Raw genomic sequence first — 17,313 nt, 5'->3', positions numbered from 1 at the left:
TTCAGATCTTCTGTGCCAGGGATACGGTAAAGATGCCCCACTCATCCACCCGCTGGGTGATCTTGCGGAAACCGGCGGCTTGCACCAGTTGATCCATTTCCGCCTGACTACGCCGGCGCATCACCCAGGCCTGGCCCTGGCGATGGCTGGTCAATGCGCGGGCGATCAGTTCCAGCTGCGGGTGCCACGGCTGGCCGGTGTAGATCAGGTAACCGCCGGGCTCCACGGCTTCGGCCAGGCCCGCCAGCGAACCGCCGACCATGGCGTTGTCGGCAAACAGTTCATATAACCCGGAGACCACCGCCAGCGTCGGCTTGGGCGCCAGCGCTGCCAGGTCCGCACGGTCGAACGCATCGGCTTTGATGAACTGCGCAATCTCGCCCAGGCCTTTCTCGCGGATCAACGCGCCACCGTCGCGCACGTTGATGTCGCTGTAGTCGCGCAGCAGGATCGATTCCGGCAGCGGCGAAACGCCCTGCAAGGCTTCGAGAATGTAGCGACCGTGGCCGGCGGCGATATCGACGATACGCACTTCGCGATCATCGGTGCGCAGCGTGGCCATGGCCAGGCGCAGCAGCTCTTCGACGTTCAGCTTGCGCTGGCGAATGCCGCGCCAGCCGATGGAGTTGAGGTAATTGGTGTCGATCATCCGCCCCAGCGCGCCTTTGCCGGTGGGCGTGTTGCGGTACACGTAGTCCAAGGTGCTACCGGAGTCGAAACCGGTGTCGAAGCCCAGCTTGACGCCGTCCGACAGGTTCTTGCCCAGGCCCATGCTGGCGCGGGTCAGGCGCCAGTACAGGTCGCGCAGGGAATTGCGCGGCAGCGGCGCGGCGAGGGCTTCGGATTCGGCACAGGTGGCGCCCAGTTTGTCGGCATCGAGCAGCGAGGCGCGGTCCAGCAGGTGCGTGAAATTCTGCAGGATAAAACGCCGGGCGCTGCTCACGGCCACCGCACGGTCGCGCTCGCCGAGGGTGTCGTGGAAGAAGCCGGGGAGGATATGCAGCTCTTTTTTCAGGCTGCCGAGGCGGTCGAAGAACTGTTGTTGGGGTTTACGGTGGACCACGAAGTCGGAGCCGGAGATCAGCAGTTGGGTCGGCACCTGGATCGCCTGGGCATCGGCGACAACCCGGTCGGCCGCTTCGTACAGCCCGAGCAGCACATTCACCGAAATCGCCTTGGTGATCAGCGGGTCGCTGTCGTAGGACGCGACGCGCTCCGGGTCGTGGCTGAGGAACTTGGCCTTGACGTAACTGTTGACGAAAAAGTTGCCGCGAAACCTGCGCATCAGCGCCAGGCCCGGCCGGGCGAAGGGCACGTACAGTTTGACTTTGAACGCCGGGGAGGCGAGCACCAGGGCGCGGATTTTCGGTGCGTAGTCGTGAACCCAGGTGGCTGCGATCACCGCGCCGACGCTTTGGGCGATGACTGCGAGATTTTCCGCCTCGACGCCGTAAGTGGCGCCGATATGTTCGCAGAACGTCTGCACGTCGCGGGCGCTGGTGGCGAAGCTGGGGCTGTCGCCGCGCTCGCCGGGGGATTGGCCGTGGCCACGGGCGTCCCAGGCGAAGAAGTCGAAATGGGGCAGGTTCAGTTCATCTACCAGATGGGCAATGCGCCCCGAATGCTCATGGCCGCGATGGAACAGCAGGATCGCCTTGCGCGGCTCGCCGCCTGCCGGGGCGGTGGCGGGCCAGTGCCGGTAGAAAAGCTCGACGCCATCATGGGTACTGAAGGTGTGTTCTCGCTGTTCGCGCATCGCAAAATCCTTATGCAGAAGGGGAAATGTGTTGTTCTTCTTTGAGGCCCTGGCGCACTCGGTTGACCACGGTGTAGGCGAGCAGGGCGGCGACCAGCCACATCACCGTGTCGACCCAGCCGGCACCGAGCCAGCCCAGCGCCACGCCGCTGGCCAGCACGCCGAGGACGAAGGCCCGATCACTCTTGCCCATCGGCCCGTCGTAGCGCCGCGACGCGCCGACCATCGGCCCGAGCACCCCGGCGTATTCGCTGAACACTGCCAGCAAGGTCACCAGCAGCACCGGCGCCAGGCTGACGCCGGGGATCAACGCAAAGGGCAGGATCAGCGCGCTGTCGGCGATCACGTCGCACAGTTCATTGAGGTAGGCGCCCAGGCGCGACTGCTGGCCGAATTCGCGGGCGAGCATGCCGTCGATTGCATTGAGGGCCATGCGCAGGATCATCCACAGCGGGATCAGCGCGAACAGCCAGAGGTGTTGGGCGAAGCCGGCGATCAGCAGGCCGACCAGCAGGGAGATGACCCCGGCCAGCACGGTGATCTGGTTGGCGGTGGTGCCGTTGTCGTAGAGGCGCTGCACGAGGGGGCGCAGCAGGTTTTGAAAACGCGGTTTGAGCTGATAGATCGAAATCATGGGAGTGACGTTTCCTTGTCCGTAAGCCCGCGAAAAACTGGCCTGAAGTGTGCCGATTAATCGTGGCCTGCACCAGTGATGGCACGTGTTTATGGGGGGTTAGTCACGTTCCGGAGCGCGATGCAGAACAAATGTGGGAGGGGGCTTGCCCGCGATGGCGGCGGCCCCACCAACCCATGTATCACCCGACCCTCCGCCATCGCGAGCAAGCCCGCTCCCACAGTGGGTCTGTGTTGCAGGTGAATACGGTGTTTAACGAACAAAAATTTCACGCCATGTGTTATATCGTAACGAATTATGTGTGAACGGGCATGAGTGGATGCAAGTGGATCTAGAAGCTGACGGCGCTTCGGTTGAAGGACTGCCGCGTTTTCAGCAAGGGCTGTTCCATGCCCGTCGATTGAGGCAAGCCGGTATCAGCCTGACTGCGGTGGCTATCAGCGGCTGGGTGCTGGCGTTGTTCGTCGCGCTGTTTGCCCCGTTGTCGATCTGGCCGGTGGCGTTGATCAATTGTGCGTCTGCGTTGCTGGTGCTGGTGGCGGGGTTGCAGTCGGCGTGGTGGGTGGCCGATTGGCGTGCCCAGGCGCTGGAAGCGTCGGCACCTGAGTTACTCGAAGCAGAGGGTGAACCCACTGGCTGGCAGGCGCGCCTGGTAGGGCGTTTCGGCAGAGGGTTGCTGGCCCAGATCGGCGCACCGGTGTTGTGGCTCGGCGGTTGGTCGTTGTTCGCGCTGGTCAGCATTGTCGAGTTCTGGAACCTGGGCTTGCCCGCGGCAGCGGTCGGCCAAGGCGCAAGTATCGGCGCTGCGCTGGCCTTGGCATTGGCCTTTGGCCTGCTGGTGTTCGAGCGGCGCCTGGCCCAGGAAACCGCCGCGCAATGGCCGGAAGCCGCGCAGTTGGCGCAACTGAGCCGGGTGGCGATTGCGTGCCTGGTGATCAGCGCGATTTGCCTGCTGTTTGCCAGTGCCGGGTCGGTGTGGCCGCTGCGCCTGGCGACGCTGGTCGGGCTGTTGCCGGCGCTGGTCGCGCTGGAGTTTCTGTTACGGGCCGCGCTGTCACTGTTCAGCCCGCGCCAACCGCGCCTCGAACCACGCCTGATGGCGCAGAGTTTTGTCGCCGGGCTGCTGCGCTGGCCGCCGCAACCGCTGCAGGCCTTGCAGCACGAATTGCACAACCGCTTCGGCATCGATCTGCGCCAGATCTGGGCGTTTACCTACATGCGTCGGGCATTCCTGCCGGTGCTGCTGGTAGTACTGGCCGTCGGCTGGGCGCTGACGGGGGTGCATGAAGTGCCCCTGCAAGGCCGTGGGATTTATGAGCGCTTTGGTAAACCGGTGCAAGTCTTCGGCCCTGGCCTGCATGCCGGGTTGCCGTGGCCGCTGGGCCGCGTGCTGAACGTGGAAAACGGCGTGGTGCATGAGCTGGCGACCAGCGTCAGCGAAACCGCCAGCCCGGAACTCGCGGCGGCCGAAGGCCCGGCGCCGCTGATCGCCAACCGGTTGTGGGACGCCAGCCATGTGAACGACAAGTCCCAGGTGATCGCCAGCAGCCGTGGCGACAAGCAGAGCTTCCAGATCGTCAATATGGATGTGCGCTTCGTCTACCGTATCGGTCTGACCGACCAGGCTGCACTGGCCGCCACCTATAACAGCGCGGATGTGCCGACCCTGATCCGCAGCACCGCCAGCCGCATCCTCGTGCATGACTTTGCCTCGCGTACCCTCGACGAATTGCTCGGCGAACAACGCACCGGCCTGGCCGACGAGATCGGCCGCGCCGTGCAAGCGGACCTGCATACACTCGACAGCGGCGTGGAGATTCTCGCCACGGTGGTCGAAGCCATCCACCCGCCGTCCGGTGCCGCCAACGCCTACCACGGCGTGCAAGCGGCGCAGATCGGCGCCCAGGCGCTGATCTCCCGCGAACGCGGCGCCGCCAGCGAACAAACCAACCAGGCCCTGCTGCAAGCCAGCACCGTCCGCGACCAGGCCCAGGCCACCGCGCACGAGGTCAATGCCGGGGCCCGGGCGGCGGACCTGCGTTTTGCCGCCGAACAAAAAGCCTACGCCAGCGCGGGCAAGGCCTTCGTGCTGGAGCAGTACCTCGGCCAGCTGACCCAGGGCCTGGCCCACGCCAAGCTGTTGATTCTGGATCATCGCCTGGGCGCCGACAGTGCGCCGACGATCGATCTGCGTTCTTTTACCTTGCCGGCCGATCCTTCGGTGCCGCGTAAAGCCGTTCAATAAGGAGTCTGTCTGTTGAGCGCTCATTCTCACGATCATGGTCACCACCACCACGGCCACCATCATCACCACCATGGTGACGAACAGCCCGCCGGCCCATTCCCTTGGCGGCGCATGGCCTGGGCTGTGTTGCTGGTGTTGTTTGCGGTAGCGGCCGCCAGCCTGGTGCAAGTGCGCTCCGGCGAAGCCACGGTGATTACCCGTTTCGGCAACCCGTCGCGGGTGCTGCTGGAACCGGGCCTGGGCTGGCGCTGGCCGGCGCCGTTCGAAGCGGCGATCCCGGTGGACCTGCGCCTGCGCACCACCTCCAGCGGTTTGCAGGATGTCGGTACCCGCGATGGCCTGCGCATCATCGTGCAGGCTTATGTGGCGTGGCAGGTGCAGGGCGATGCCGACAATGTGCAGCGCTTCATGCGTGCGGTGCAGAACCAGCCGGATGAAGCGGCGCGGCAGATTCGGACGTTTGTCGGTTCGGCGCTGGAAACCACGGCGGCCAGCTTCGACCTGTCCAGCCTGATCAATACCGACGCCAGCCAGGTACGCATCAGCGATTTCGAAGCGCAGTTGCGCCAGCAGATCGATCAACAATTGCTCACCACCTATGGCGTGCGCGTGGCGCAGGTGGGCATCGAGCGGCTGACCTTGCCGTCGGTGACGCTCACCGCCACCGTCGACCGCATGCGCGCCGAGCGCGAAACCATCGCCACCGAACGCACCGCTGTGGGCAAGCGTGAGGCGGCGCAGATCCGTTCCGCCGCCGAGCGCGATGCGCGCATCGTGCAGGCCGATGCCACGGTGAAAGCCGCCGACATCGAAGCGCAATCGCGGGTCGAAGCGGCGCAGATCTATGGTCGCGCCTACGCCGGCAATCCCCAGCTGTACAACCTGCTGCGTTCCCTCGATACCCTGGGCACCGTGGTCACCCCGGGCACCAAGATCATCCTGCGCACCGACGCCGCGCCGTTCCGCGCGCTGGTGGACGGGCCGAAGGACGTCCAGCCATGATCGAGCGTGACAGCCCGGACAGCCCGTGGATTCAGGCCGGGCGCCTGACGTTCATGGCGCTGTACGCGGTGACGGTGTTGGCCGCCCTGGCCTGGGCGTTTTCCAATGTGCGGCAGATCGACCCGCAGAATCGCGCCGTGGTGCTGCACTTCGGCGCACTCGATCGGGTTCAGAATGCTGGGCTGTTGCTGGCGTGGCCGCAGCCGTTCGAGCAAGTCGTGCTGTTGCCGGCGGCAGACCGGGTGATCGAGCGGCGGGTCGGCAACCTGCTGCGTTCCGATGCCGCGGTGCAGGCCGATCGCGTGGCCAGCTTCGCCACGCCGTTGAGCGATGCTCTGGCCGGGTCCGGCTACCTGCTGACCGGCGATGCCGGCGTGGTGCAGCTGGATGTGCGGGTGTTCTACAAAGTCACCGAACCTTATGCGTTTGTGCTGCAGGGCGAGCACGTGCTGCCGGCGCTGGATCGCCTGGTGACGCGCAGCGCCGTGGCCCTGACGGCGGCGCGGGATCTGGACACCATCCTGGTGGCGCGCCCCGAATTGATCGGCAGCGACAACGGCGCCGCCGAGCGCCGTGAACGGCTGCGCGGCGACCTGGTGCAAGGCATCAACAAGCGCCTGGCGGAGTTGACCGCCAGCGGCTTGGGGGTGGGCATCGAAGTCACCCGCGTCGATGTGCAATCGAGCCTGCCGAGCCCGGCGGTGAACGCCTTCAATGCGGTGCTCACCGCCAGCCAGCAAGCCGACAAAGCGGTGGCGAATGCGCGCACCGACGCGGAAAAGCTCACCCAGACCGCCAACCAGCAGGCTGACCGCCTGGTGCAAGTCGCCCACGCCCAGGCCAGCGAACGCCTGGCCAACGCGCAGGCGCAAACCGCCACCGTCGCCAGCCTGGCCCAGGTCAAAGACCCCGGCTTGCTGTTGCGCCTATACCGCGAGCGCTTGCCGAAGATTCTCGGCCAGGCCGGTTCCGTGACCACGGTCGATCCCAAAGACGACTCCCGCTTGATCATTCAGGGAGCCGAACAATGAGCGCACCCATGCTGACATCCGCCGAGCAGCGCAGCGCCGCCCGGCAATTGACCCTGGCCATGCTCGCTCTGGGCTTGCTGGTGCTGGGCCTGGTGTGGCGCTGGCTGGCGCCGGACCAGAGCGGCGTCAGCCAGTTGCTGCTCGGCGTGGCCTCGCTGCTGGTGGCCGTGCCGGTGATGCGCTCGGCCTGGTACAGCCTGCGTTTTCCCAGCCTGCATGGCATCACCGACCAGCTCATCGCCCTGGCGATGCTCGGCGCGTGGGCCACGGGTGATCTGCTGACCGCCGCGTTGCTGCCGATCATCATGATCTTCGGCCATGTGCTCGAAGAGCGCAGCGTGATCGGCTCCCAGGAAGCGATCCACGCCCTCGGCAAACTGACCCGCAGCCACGCACGCCTGGTGCAGGCGGACGGCAGCATCAGCGAAGTCGACAACGGCACGCTGAACAGCGGCGACATCGTCGAAGTGCGCGCCGGCGACCGCGTGCCTGCCGATGGTGTGGTGCTGTCCGGCCAGGCCAGCCTCGACACGGCGCCGATCACCGGCGAGTCGGTGCCGCTGGAAGCCAGTGTCGGCGTGCAAGTGTTCGGCGGTGCGATCAACCTCGACGGGTTGTTGCGCCTGGAAGTGACGCGTACCGGCAACGAGTCGACCCTGGGCAAGGTCATCGCCCTGATGCAGAACGCCGAGCGCTCCAAGCCGCCGATCACGCGGCTGCTGGAGCGTTACGCTGGCAGCTATATGGTGTTGGTGCTGTTGCTGGCGGCGGTGACCTGGTTTGTCACCAATGACGCCCAGGCGATGCTCGCGGTGCTGGTCGCAGCGTGCCCATGCGCCCTGGTGCTGTCGGCCCCGGCCACGGCGATTGCCGGGATTGCCGTGGCGGCGCGGCATGGGATTCTGATCCGCAGCTCGGCGTTCCTCGAAGAGTTGGCGGACCTGACCTCGCTGGTGGTCGACAAGACCGGCACCCTGACCTTCGGCACTCTGCGCCTGCAGTCCATCCAAACCACCGCGCCGGACCGCCAAGGGTTGTTGAACCTGGCGGCCAGCCTCGGTTCGGCCAGCAGCCACCCGGTCAGCCGCGCGTTGGCCGGGTTGGCGAGCCAGGAACAGCTGTTGGTGCTCACCGACATCCGCGAACGCCAAGGCCTCGGCGTGGTGGCCCAGACTGCGCAGGGCGAAGCGGCCTTGGGGCGGCCGGAGTTGTTCGAGCAGTTGGGCATCGTCACTACCCGCGTCCCCGACCATGATGGCCCGATTGCCGGGCTGGCGTTGAACGGTGCGTTCCTCGCCTGGCTGTTGCTGGCCGACAGCGTCAAACCGGAAGCCCGCCAGGCCCTGCAAGAGCTGCGCGACCTGGGCCTGGGGCGGCAACTGCTGCTGACTGGCGACCGCCAAAGCGTGGCCGACAGCCTGGCCCTCGACGTGGGCATCAGCGATGTCGAAGCCCAGGCATTGCCGGAAGACAAGCTCAACCGCGTGTTGGGCGAAATCAGCAGCGGTTTCCGGCCGATGGTGGTGGGCGACGGCATCAACGACTCCCTGGCGCTCAAAGCCGGCGTGGTCGGCGTGGCCATGGGCGCGGGCGGTGCGGACATTGCGCTGGCCTCGGCGGATGTGGTGTTGATTGGCAGCGACTTGCGCCGCCTGGGCACCTGTGTGCGCTTGAGCCGACGGTGCCGGCAGACGTTGCAGGTCAACGTGATCATCGGCCTGGGCTGGACGCTGGCGATCGTGGTGTTCGCTGCGTTTGGCTGGTTGGGCGCCGCCGGCGCAATGATCGCGGCGGTGTTGCACAACCTCAGCACCTTGCTGGTGCTGGGCAATGCCGGGCGGTTGCTGCGGTTTCAGGAGCCGCTGTCGAAGCTGGAGGAATAAATTCCAGGTTTTTTTCGATGGCGCTGTAACGGCAAGGGGGCACCTCACTCTAGTGCTATGTCGCGACTGAGCATTCCGCTCAGCCGACCTAACCACGATTTATGAGGATGACCCCATGACCATCAAAAACGTCGTTTCCGGTGCTGCCCTGGCTTTCGCTGCCGCCGCCTTGTTTGCCGGTGTCACCACCCAGGTCCAGGCCGCCGACGCTCCGGTTCATTGCTACGGCGTAACCTCCTGCAAAGGCATGAATGACTGCAAGACCGCTGAAAACGCCTGCAAGGGCCAGGCGGTCTGCAAGGGTCATGGCTTCAAGGCCATGACCAAGGCCGCGTGCGACGCGGCCGGTGGCAAAGTCGGCGCGTAATCGGCCCCGCGTACCCCGCAGCGGTCGCCGTCACCGCTGCGGACACTTTTGCCCAGGAGTGCCTGATGTCTACATCCCTTCCGAGCCTGGGTTACGGCCTGGGTCTACGCAGTGAGTACTACCAGCAGATCCTTGAACAATCGCCGGCCGTGGATTGGTTCGAAGTGATCTCCGAGAATTACCTGGTGCAGGGCGGTAAAGCCTTGTACTACCTGGACGCGATCGCCGAGCGCTACCCGTTGGTGATGCACGGCGTGTCCCTGTCCATCGGCGGGCCCCATCCGCTCGATACCGATTACCTCAAGCAGCTCCAGCAACTCGCCGCGCGCATCCAGCCGGCGTGGATCTCCGATCACCTGTGCTGGAGCCGCGGCAGCGCGCACCAATTGCATGACTTGCTGCCCCTGCCGTACACCGAAGAAAGTTTGTATCACGTGGCCAGTCGCGTGCTTCAGGTACAGGATGTGTTGCAGCGCCCGCTGGTGCTGGAAAACGTCTCCAGCTATGTGCGCGCCAAGGCGGATGAATTCACCGAGTGGGAATTCCTCAACGCGCTGACCCACTTGACCGGGTGCCAGTTGCTGCTGGACGTCAACAATGTGTACGTCAGCTCGCGCAATCATGGCTTCGATGCCTGGACGTTCATTCACAACCTGCCGCCGCAGAGCATCCGCCAGCTGCATCTGGCGGGGCATATGGACTACGGCGATTACGTGGTCGATACCCATGACCACCCGGTGTGTGATCCGGTGTGGGCGCTGTATCAACAGACCCTGGAGCACCTGGGCCCGGTCTCGACGTTGCTCGAGCGTGACGACCATTTCCCGCCGTTCGAAGACTTGCTCAGCGAGTTGGACAAGGCCCGGTCGCTGGGGGCTAGCGCCTTGCTCAGGAGAACGCTATGCGCCTGACGGATTGGCAACGGGCTTTCGAAGAGCATTTATTAGCCGAAACGCCCGTGGCCGGTACTGGCTTTGCCGCCACCTTGCTGGGTGGTCCTACGCTGGATGTGGAAACCGGCCTGGCGATTTATCACAACGCCTACCTGTCGCGCTTGCAGGACGTATTACGGCAGGACTTCGGCGCCCTCTGGTATTGGCTGGGCGATGACGAATTCGCCTCGCTGACCGAGGCCTACGTGCGTCGCTATCCGTCCGCCCATTACAGCCTGCGCTGGCTGGGCGAGCGGTTTGCGGGGTTTATCCAGGAGCACCTGGTGGCTGAACAAAGCGCGCCGTTGGCCGAGCTGGCACGGCTGGAGTGGGCGTTTACCCTGGCGTTCGATGCGCCGCCGGGCACGCCGCTGACCCTGGACGACATGGCGCGACTGCCGCCGCCCGACTGGCCGGGCTTGCAGGTCAACCTGGCGCCGACCGTTCAGCAGATATTCTGCCGCTTCAATACCGTCGAAACCTGGCGTGCCGCCAAGGCTAAATCGGCCTTGCACGCCGGCCAGCCTCTGGACGCGCCGCAGGTCTGCCTGGTGTGGCGCGATCAGCAGATATGCCGCTACCGCAGCCTGGAACCCGCGCAAACCTGCGCCCTGGCGGGCATGGTGAGCACCGGCTGGTGTTTTTCAGAACTGTGCGAACGGTTGGCGGTCAGTCATGGAGAGGGTGCGCCCCTGCAAGCAGTCTCATGGCTGAAACAGTGGGTTCAGGACGGTTTGCTCGAACGCCGGATTCCATAAGCGCAGGTTATCAGATCGATAGCTTCCTACCCGGTCGTCGGATGGTCTACCCTCTTTCCAGACGTCTGAAACAAGGGGGGACTACTCATGCTCGCGCAACTTCCACCGGCCTTACAGAATCTTCAGCTACCGCTGCGTCTTCGACTCTGGGACGGCCATGAATTCAACTTGGGCCCTGAGCCCAGTGTGACCATCGTGGTGAAGGACCCCACGATTGTGTCCAAGCTTTCCCATCCCACGCTCGATTCATTGGGCGAAGCCTTCGTCGAGGGCAAACTGGAGCTGGAAGGCTCCATCTCCGAGGTGATCCGGGTGTGTGACGAGTTGAGTCACGCCCTGGTCGATGACGATGGGGGCAATCGTCCGGTGCGCTCGTTCCACGACAAGGCCACTGACGCAGCGGCGATTTCCTACCATTACGACCTGTCCAACGAGTTCTACCAGCTGTGGCTCGACCAGGACATGGCGTATTCCTGCGGTTATTTCGAAACCGGCAGCGAATCCATCGATCAGGCCCAACAAGACAAATTCCGCCACCTGTGCCGCAAGTTGCGCTTGCAGCCGGGGGAGTATTTGCTCGATGTCGGCTGCGGTTGGGGCGGGCTGGCGCGGTATGCGGCGCGGGAGTTCGGGGTAAAGGTGTTCGGCATCACCCTGAGCAAGGAGCAACTGGCCCTGGCCAAGGCACGCGTGAAAGCCGAGGGCCTGGACGATCAGGTGGACCTGCAACTGCTCGATTACCGTGACCTGCCCCAGGACGGTCGTTTCGACAAAGTGGTGAGCGTGGGCATGTTCGAACACGTCGGCCACGCCAACCTGGCGCAATACTGCAAAACCCTGTTTGGCGCGGTGCGCGAAGGCGGGCTGGTGATGAACCATGGCATCACCGCCAAGCACACCGACGGACGCCCCGTGGGCCGCGGCGCCGGGGATTTCATCGAGCGCTACGTTTTCCCCAACGGCGAACTGCCGCACCTGGCGATGATGACCGCCGAACTCAGCGAAGCCGGGCTCGAAGTGGTGGACGTGGAAAGCCTGCGCCTGCACTACGCACGCACCCTGGACCACTGGAGCGAACGCCTGGAAGACAACCTGGAAGCGGCGGCGAAGATGGTGCCGGCGCAGGCGTTGCGCATCTGGCGGTTGTACCTGGCCGGTTGCGCCTACGCGTTTGCGCGGGGCTGGATTAACCTGCACCAGATCCTGGCGGTAAAACCCCACGCCGATGGCAGCCATGAACTGCCGTGGACACGGGAAGATATCTACCGCTGAAGCATTTTCCCACAGCCCTGCAGATCCAAATGTGGGAGGGGGCAAGCCCCCTCCCACATTTTTACCGCAGCGTCTGTTGGTGAAGCGGTGAAACACGCCGTGGGATCCGCATACTGGCGGTAAAACCCTTCGCCGATGGCAGCCATGAACTGCCGTGGACGCGGGAAGATATCTACCGCTGAAGCATTTTTCCACAGCCCCGCAGATCCAAATGTGGGAGGGGGCTTGCCCCCGATTGCGGTGTGTCAGCTGGCGGATTGGGCACTGATTCACCGCTATCGGGGGCAAGCCCCCTCCCACATTTTTACCGCAGCGTCTGTTGGTGCAGCGGTGAAACACGCCGTGGGATCCGCATACTGGCGGTAAAACCCCACGCCGATGGCGGCCATGAACTGCCGTGGACGCGGGAAGATATCTACCGCTGAAGCATTTTCCCACAGCCCCGCAGATCCAAATGTGGGAGGGGGCTTGCCCCCGATAGCGGTGTGTCAGCTGGCGGATTGGGCACTGATTCACCGCTATCGGGGGCAAGCCCCCTCCCACTTTTTACCGCAGCGTCTGTTAGAGAATCGGTGAGATAAGCCGCGCGACCCGCATGCCCAGTTGTTGCAGGCGGCGGGTTTCGCGGCTTTCTTCCTGGCTGACTTCATGGGCCTGGGCGAAGTCATCGAGCAGCATGTGTTCCACTTGCTGGGCGAAGGCTTCATCGACGGTCAGCAACATCACCTCGAAATTCAGGCGGAACGAACGGTTGTCCATGTTCGCACTGCCGATGGCGCTGATTTCGCTGTCGACCAACACCACTTTCTGGTGCAGAAACCCCGGCGTATAGCGGAACACCCGCACCCCGGCGCGCACCGCTTCGATCGCGTAAAGGCTGGAGGCGGCATACACGATGCGGTGGTCGGGCCGCGACGGCAGCAGCAGGCGCACGTCGACCCCGCGCAGCACCGCCAGGCGCAGGGCGGCAAACACCGCTTCATCCGGGATGAAATACGGGCTGGTGATCCACACCCGCTCGGTCGCGGCGTGGATCGCTTCGACAAAAAACAGCGAGCAGGTTTCATAAGGGTCGGCCGGGCCGCTGGCGAGCAATTGGCAGAGCACGCCGTTTTCGGGGTAGGTGTCCGGCAGGATCAGCGGCGGCAGTTCCCGCGCCGCCCAGAACCAGTCTTCGGCAAACGATTCCTGCAGGCACGCCACCACCGGGCCGGTGACCTGCACATGGGTATCGCGCCACGGTGCCAGCGGCGGCTTTTTGCCCAAGTATTCATCGCCGACGTTATGCCCGCCGACAAACCCGGTGATGCCATCCACCACCACGATCTTGCGGTGGTTGCGGAAGTTGACCTGGAAGCGATTGAGCCAGCCGCTGCGGGTGGCGAACGCCTTGACCTGCACCCCGGCGTCGCGCAGCGTTTGTGCATAGTGAGAGGGCAGGGCGTGGCTGCCGATGCGGTCGTAGAGCACGTAGACGGCGACGCCTTGGGCGGCTTTTTCCTTCAGCAAGGCATGCAACTGCCGACCGAGCTCGTCGTCATGAATGATGAAGAACTGGAACAGCACGGCGGTTTTGGCGCGGCGAATTGCCTCGAAGATCGCACTGAAGGTGGCGTCACCATTGATCAGCAAACGCACTTCATTATTCGCCAGGCACGGCATGCGGCCCAGCTTCGGCATCGCCCGCAAGGAGGCGTAGGCGCTGGAGTTGCGCGCGGCCAGGGCTTCCTCGACCCACGGGCGCCAGTTCAGCTCGTTGATCGCAGTGTGCATTTCCTGGTTGGCCTGGCGCCGCGCCTGGATGTACGCATCGAAGGTGCTGCGGCCGAAGATCAGGTACGGGATCAGTGTGAGGTAGGGTATGAACATCAGCGACAACGCCCAGGCAATCGAGCCTTGGGCGGTCCTGACGGTCAGCACTGCATGGATCGCGGCGAGCGTCCCGAGAAAATGCAGCGTGGCGATGAAGTAGGCGAGCAGGTGCGGGCCAAAAAAATCCATGGACGATGGTACTCCAGGCAATCCAGTGCCTAACAGACCATGTTCGGTCAGGAATGTCGCTATTTTATTTGCCGTGCAACACTGGCGCTTTTGTGGCGTCTAATGCCCACAATTATCCAGGAGTTACTCGATGAATGCTCGTCTGCTAGGTTTGGCCATGGTTATTGGTTTGTCGCTGCCCGTGGCGGCCCAGGCGCAGATGCTGGCGCCTGGTTTGTGGGAATTGACCACGAGCAACATGAAAGTGGATAACCAGGACCTGCCGGATTTGTCATTGATCCTCGGTCAGCTCAAGCAACAAATGACCCCCGAACAGCGCGCCATGTTGGAAAAACAAGGCATCACCATGGCCGGTAAAGGCGTGCAGGTGTGCCTCACCCCCGCCCAGGTCGCCTCCGACGCGATCCCGCTGACCGATCCGCAGTCGGGCTGCAAACAGCAAGTGACCGACAAGAGCGGCAACCAGTGGAAATTCCGTTTCAGCTGCCCGAAAGCCCAGGGCACCGGCGTGGCCACCTTCCAGAGCCAGAAGGAATTCACCACCACGGTCAACGGCACCTTCAATGCCACCGGCATTCAGCAGAAGGGCAGCCTGGACAGTCACGCCCAGTGGCTGGGGGAAAACTGCGGCAGCGTCAAACCACGCGCTTAACGCTGAAAGTGCAGGGGCAGGCCCTGGCAGCTGTCGACCACCTGGCCGTTGTGCCAGGCCAACTGGCCCGACACCAGAGTGGTGCTGACGCTGTGGCGAAAGCGGCGCTCGGCGAACGGTGTCCAGCCGCAGCGCGCCAGGATCGGCTGGCTGCGGACCGGCTTGCCTTCGGGTTCGGGTTTGATCAGCACCAGGTCGGCCCAATAGCCTTCACGCAGGTAGCCACGGTCCGGGATCGCGAACAGGTCGGCGACACGATGACTGGTTTTCGCCACCAGGGTGGTCAGCGGCAGCAGCCCATCGGCCACCAACTCCAGTAACGCCGGCAACGCATGTTGCACCAGGGGCAAACCCGACGGCGCCTCACCATACGCCAACTGCTTTTGCGCCCAGGTATGCGGTGCATGGTCGGTGCCGATCACATCCAGCCGCTCGCCGAGCAGGGCCAGGCGCAAGGCGTCGCGGTCGGCGCGGGTCTTGATCGCCGGGTTGCATTTGATCTGGTGGCCCAGGCGGTGATAGTCGCGGTCGTCGAACAACAGGTGATGGACGCAGACCTCGGCGGTGATGCGTTTCTGCGCCAGCGGCTGGTCTTCGAACAACGCCAACTCACGGGCGCTGCTCAGGTGCAACACATGCAGGCGCGTGCCGTGGCGCTTGGCCAGTTCCACCGCCAGTGAAGACGAGCGATAACAGGCTTCGGCATCGCGGATCAGCGGGTGGGCGGCGGCAGGGAGGTTGTCGCCGAAACGCTCGCGCAAGCGCTGTTCGTTGGCCTGGATACTCGGCGTGTGTTCGCAGTGGGCCAGCAGGATCGTCGGCACATCGGCGAACAGGCGCTCCAGAATCCGTGGATCGTCCACCAGCATGTTGCCGGTGGACGCGCCCATGAACACTTTGACCCCGGCCACTTGCCGCGGGTCGAGCGCGGCGACGGTGTCGAGGTTGTCGTTGCTGACGCCGAAGTGAAAACCGTAGTTGGCCACCGAGTGCTGGACGGCGCGGCGTTTTTTGTCGGCCAGCGCTTCCAGGGTGAGGGTGGCCGGCCGGGTGTTGGGCATGTCCATGAAACTGGTGATGCCGCCGGCCACCGCTGCACGGGATTCGCTGTAGAAACCGCCTTTGTCCGGCGCGCCGGGTTCGCGAAAGTGAACCTGGTCATCGATCATCCCCGGCAGCAGCCATTGACCGTGGGCGTCGATTTCCACAGGCGCCGTGTGCCCCGTGATGCTGCTGGCGATCTTCTCGATACGGCCATGGGCGACCAGCACGTCGGCGTCGAATACCTGGCCTTCATTCACCAGTCGGGCGTTGCGGATCAACAGGCGGCTCATGCTTCAGAACTCGTTTTGCAGGGCTTTGTAACCCTGCACCAGATCGACGTTGGTACGCGCTACGTCCTCGGAAAACTCCGACGCGCTGACGCTCACCGGCGGGAATTGCGACAGGTCGGTGTTGGGCCCGATGCGGGTGGTCGAAGGCACGTAGAACGCGGCGGGCAAGTCGCGGCCGTCGACCACCGAGTTGTGGCGCACCACGCAGCCGTCGCCGACGGCGCAGTTGAACAACACGCTGTTGAAGCCGATGAACACGCGGTCGCCGACGCTGCAGGGGCCGTGGACGATGGAGCGGTGGGCGATGGAAGTGAACTCGCCGATGGTCACCGCCGCGCCGGATTTGGAGTGGATCACCACGCCGTCCTGGATATTGGAGTTGGCGCCGATGGTGATCGGGTCCATGTCGCCGCTGGCGTCGACTTCGTCCGCGCGGATCACGGCGTAGGGGCCGACGAATACGTTCTCACCGATGATGACCTTGCCGCAGATGATCGCGGTTTTATCGACGTAGGCCGATTCGGCAATCACCGGCAGATCACCGGATGGGTTCTTGCGGATCATGGTTTGCCCAACGCGGCGCACAGGGTGTTGAGGTTGTATTCGAACAGCCCGATAAAGGTGCTGGCCGGGCCTTCTGCGGCGAGGGCGTCGGAATACAGCGTGCCGCCGATCTGCGCGCCGCTTTCGCTGGCGATCTGTTTGAGCAGGCGCGAGTCCTTGATGTTTTCAATGAACACGGCTTTGACCTTGTCCTTGCGGATCTGAGTGATCAGCGCGGCGACTTCGGCGGCGGAAGGCTCACGCTCGGTGGACAAACCCTGAGGCGCGAGGAACTGGATGCCATAGGCCTGGCCCAGGTAGCCGAACGCGTCATGGGAGGTGACGATGCGGCGGTTGCCCGCTGGCAGTGCGCCGAACTTGGCCTTGGCCTCGGCGAGCAAACGGTAGATGTCTTTCAGGTACGCCTGGCTGTTGCGCAGGTAGTCGGCCTGGTTGGCTGGGTCGGCGGCCACCAGCGCCTTGGTGATGTTGTTCACATAGATTTCGGCGTTGGCCAGGTTATGCCAGGCGTGCGGGTCCGGGATGGTTTCGCCGTCTTCTTCCATGGTGTGGGAAATCACGCCTTTACTGGCGGTAACCACGGTGGCGCGGGTTTCGGTGCTGGTCACCAGGCGGTCCAGCCACGGCTCGAAGCCAAGGCCATTTTTGATGATCAGCTTGGCCTTGAGCAGCGCCTTGGCGTCGTCCGGGGTCGGCTCGTAGGTATGAGCGTCGGCGTCGGGGCCGACCATGTTGCTGATCTGGATGTGTTCGCCACCGATCTGGTGGGTAATGTCGTCGAGAATACTGAAGCTGGTCACCACCTGGAGTTTGTCGGCGGCCTGGGCCATGGACAACGGCAGTAGCAGACTGAACAACACGAGTAGAGCACGCATCGGGAGA

At 64.0% G+C, this 17,313-nt stretch carries 15 protein-coding genes; 9 read left to right on the top strand and 6 right to left on the bottom strand.

What is annotated here, in order from left to right; all coding sequences use genetic code 11:
• Position 1: 1 nt before the first annotated feature.
• Positions 2–1,756, bottom strand: a complete 1,755-nt coding sequence (locus ACP7E3_RS02840; protein WP_426122218.1) for a bifunctional alpha/beta hydrolase/class I SAM-dependent methyltransferase — start codon at positions 1,754–1,756, stop codon at positions 2–4.
• Positions 1,757–1,766: 10 nt separating this feature from the next.
• Positions 1,767–2,390, bottom strand: a complete 624-nt coding sequence (locus ACP7E3_RS02835) for a CDP-alcohol phosphatidyltransferase family protein (protein WP_046381592.1) — start codon at positions 2,388–2,390, stop codon at positions 1,767–1,769.
• A gap of 319 nt (positions 2,391–2,709) precedes the next feature.
• Between ACP7E3_RS02835 and hflK (ACP7E3_RS02830) the strand changes: the two genes are divergently transcribed.
• From hflK (ACP7E3_RS02830) to cfaB, 8 genes are all read left to right on the top strand, one after another.
• Entirely contained in the window at positions 2,710–4,635 is a 1,926-nt protein-coding gene (hflK, locus tag ACP7E3_RS02830; protein ID WP_426122216.1) for a protease modulator HflK, read from the top strand.
• A gap of 12 nt (positions 4,636–4,647) precedes the next feature.
• Complete coding sequence (hflC, locus tag ACP7E3_RS02825; RefSeq protein ID WP_017850060.1) at positions 4,648–5,637, top strand: protease modulator HflC; 990 nt, start codon at positions 4,648–4,650, stop codon at positions 5,635–5,637.
• Positions 5,634–6,668 (top strand): protease modulator HflK, encoded by a 1,035-nt coding sequence (gene hflK / locus ACP7E3_RS02820; RefSeq protein WP_046381594.1) that lies wholly within the window; start codon positions 5,634–5,636, stop codon positions 6,666–6,668. The genes hflC and hflK (ACP7E3_RS02820) overlap by 4 nt, the downstream gene beginning before the upstream one ends.
• Entirely contained in the window at positions 6,665–8,551 is a 1,887-nt protein-coding gene (locus ACP7E3_RS02815) for a cation-translocating P-type ATPase (RefSeq protein ID WP_046381595.1), read from the top strand. Before hflK (ACP7E3_RS02820) ends, ACP7E3_RS02815 begins: the two co-directional genes overlap by 4 nt.
• A gap of 115 nt (positions 8,552–8,666) precedes the next feature.
• Positions 8,667–8,918, top strand: a complete 252-nt coding sequence (locus ACP7E3_RS02810) for a membrane protein (protein WP_046381596.1) — start codon at positions 8,667–8,669, stop codon at positions 8,916–8,918.
• A gap of 65 nt (positions 8,919–8,983) precedes the next feature.
• A complete protein-coding gene (locus ACP7E3_RS02805) occupies positions 8,984–9,829 on the top strand; it encodes a DUF692 domain-containing protein (RefSeq protein ID WP_017850056.1) in 846 nt (281 codons plus the stop codon).
• Complete coding sequence (locus tag ACP7E3_RS02800; RefSeq protein WP_057005199.1) at positions 9,820–10,608, top strand: DNA-binding domain-containing protein; 789 nt, start codon at positions 9,820–9,822, stop codon at positions 10,606–10,608. The genes ACP7E3_RS02805 and ACP7E3_RS02800 overlap by 10 nt, the downstream gene beginning before the upstream one ends.
• A gap of 87 nt (positions 10,609–10,695) precedes the next feature.
• Positions 10,696–11,880, top strand: coding sequence for a C17 cyclopropane fatty acid synthase CfaB (gene cfaB / locus ACP7E3_RS02795; protein WP_026140407.1), 1,185 nt, complete (start codon positions 10,696–10,698; stop codon positions 11,878–11,880).
• Between the two features lie 561 nt (positions 11,881–12,441).
• Here the strand turns inward: cfaB and cls are convergent.
• Positions 12,442–13,881 (bottom strand): cardiolipin synthase, encoded by a 1,440-nt coding sequence (gene cls, locus ACP7E3_RS02790; RefSeq protein WP_017850053.1) that lies wholly within the window; start codon positions 13,879–13,881, stop codon positions 12,442–12,444.
• Positions 13,882–14,011: 130 nt separating this feature from the next.
• Here cls and ACP7E3_RS02785 point away from each other — a divergent pair, with 130 nt between their 5' ends.
• The gene (locus tag ACP7E3_RS02785) at positions 14,012–14,533 is read left to right on the top strand and encodes a DUF3617 domain-containing protein (RefSeq protein ID WP_017850052.1); all 522 of its coding nucleotides are present in this window, start codon (positions 14,012–14,014) and stop codon (positions 14,531–14,533) included.
• Here ACP7E3_RS02785 and ACP7E3_RS02780 read toward each other — a convergent pair.
• Genes ACP7E3_RS02780 through ACP7E3_RS02770 form a run of 3 tightly spaced genes read right to left on the bottom strand, consistent with a single transcriptional unit; the run spans position 14,530 to position 17,306 of the window.
• Positions 14,530–15,867: a dihydroorotase gene (locus ACP7E3_RS02780; RefSeq protein WP_261754597.1), complete on the bottom strand. Its 1,338-nt coding sequence runs from the start codon at positions 15,865–15,867 to the stop codon at positions 14,530–14,532. The genes ACP7E3_RS02785 and ACP7E3_RS02780 overlap by 4 nt on opposite strands.
• Before the next feature lie 3 nt (positions 15,868–15,870).
• The gene (locus ACP7E3_RS02775) at positions 15,871–16,431 is read right to left on the bottom strand and encodes a DapH/DapD/GlmU-related protein (RefSeq protein WP_017850050.1); all 561 of its coding nucleotides are present in this window, start codon (positions 16,429–16,431) and stop codon (positions 15,871–15,873) included.
• Complete coding sequence (locus tag ACP7E3_RS02770; protein ID WP_017850049.1) at positions 16,428–17,306, bottom strand: metal ABC transporter substrate-binding protein; 879 nt, start codon at positions 17,304–17,306, stop codon at positions 16,428–16,430. Before ACP7E3_RS02770 ends, ACP7E3_RS02775 begins: the two co-directional genes overlap by 4 nt.
• Positions 17,307–17,313 lie beyond the last annotated feature (7 nt).

The sequence above is a fragment of the Pseudomonas sp. PSPC2-3 genome, from assembly GCF_049898265.1.
Taxonomy (GTDB): domain Bacteria; phylum Pseudomonadota; class Gammaproteobacteria; order Pseudomonadales; family Pseudomonadaceae; genus Aquipseudomonas; species Aquipseudomonas veronii.
The sequence above is the reverse complement of the archived record's forward strand: the minus strand, read 5'-3'. Positions and strand labels throughout refer to the sequence as shown.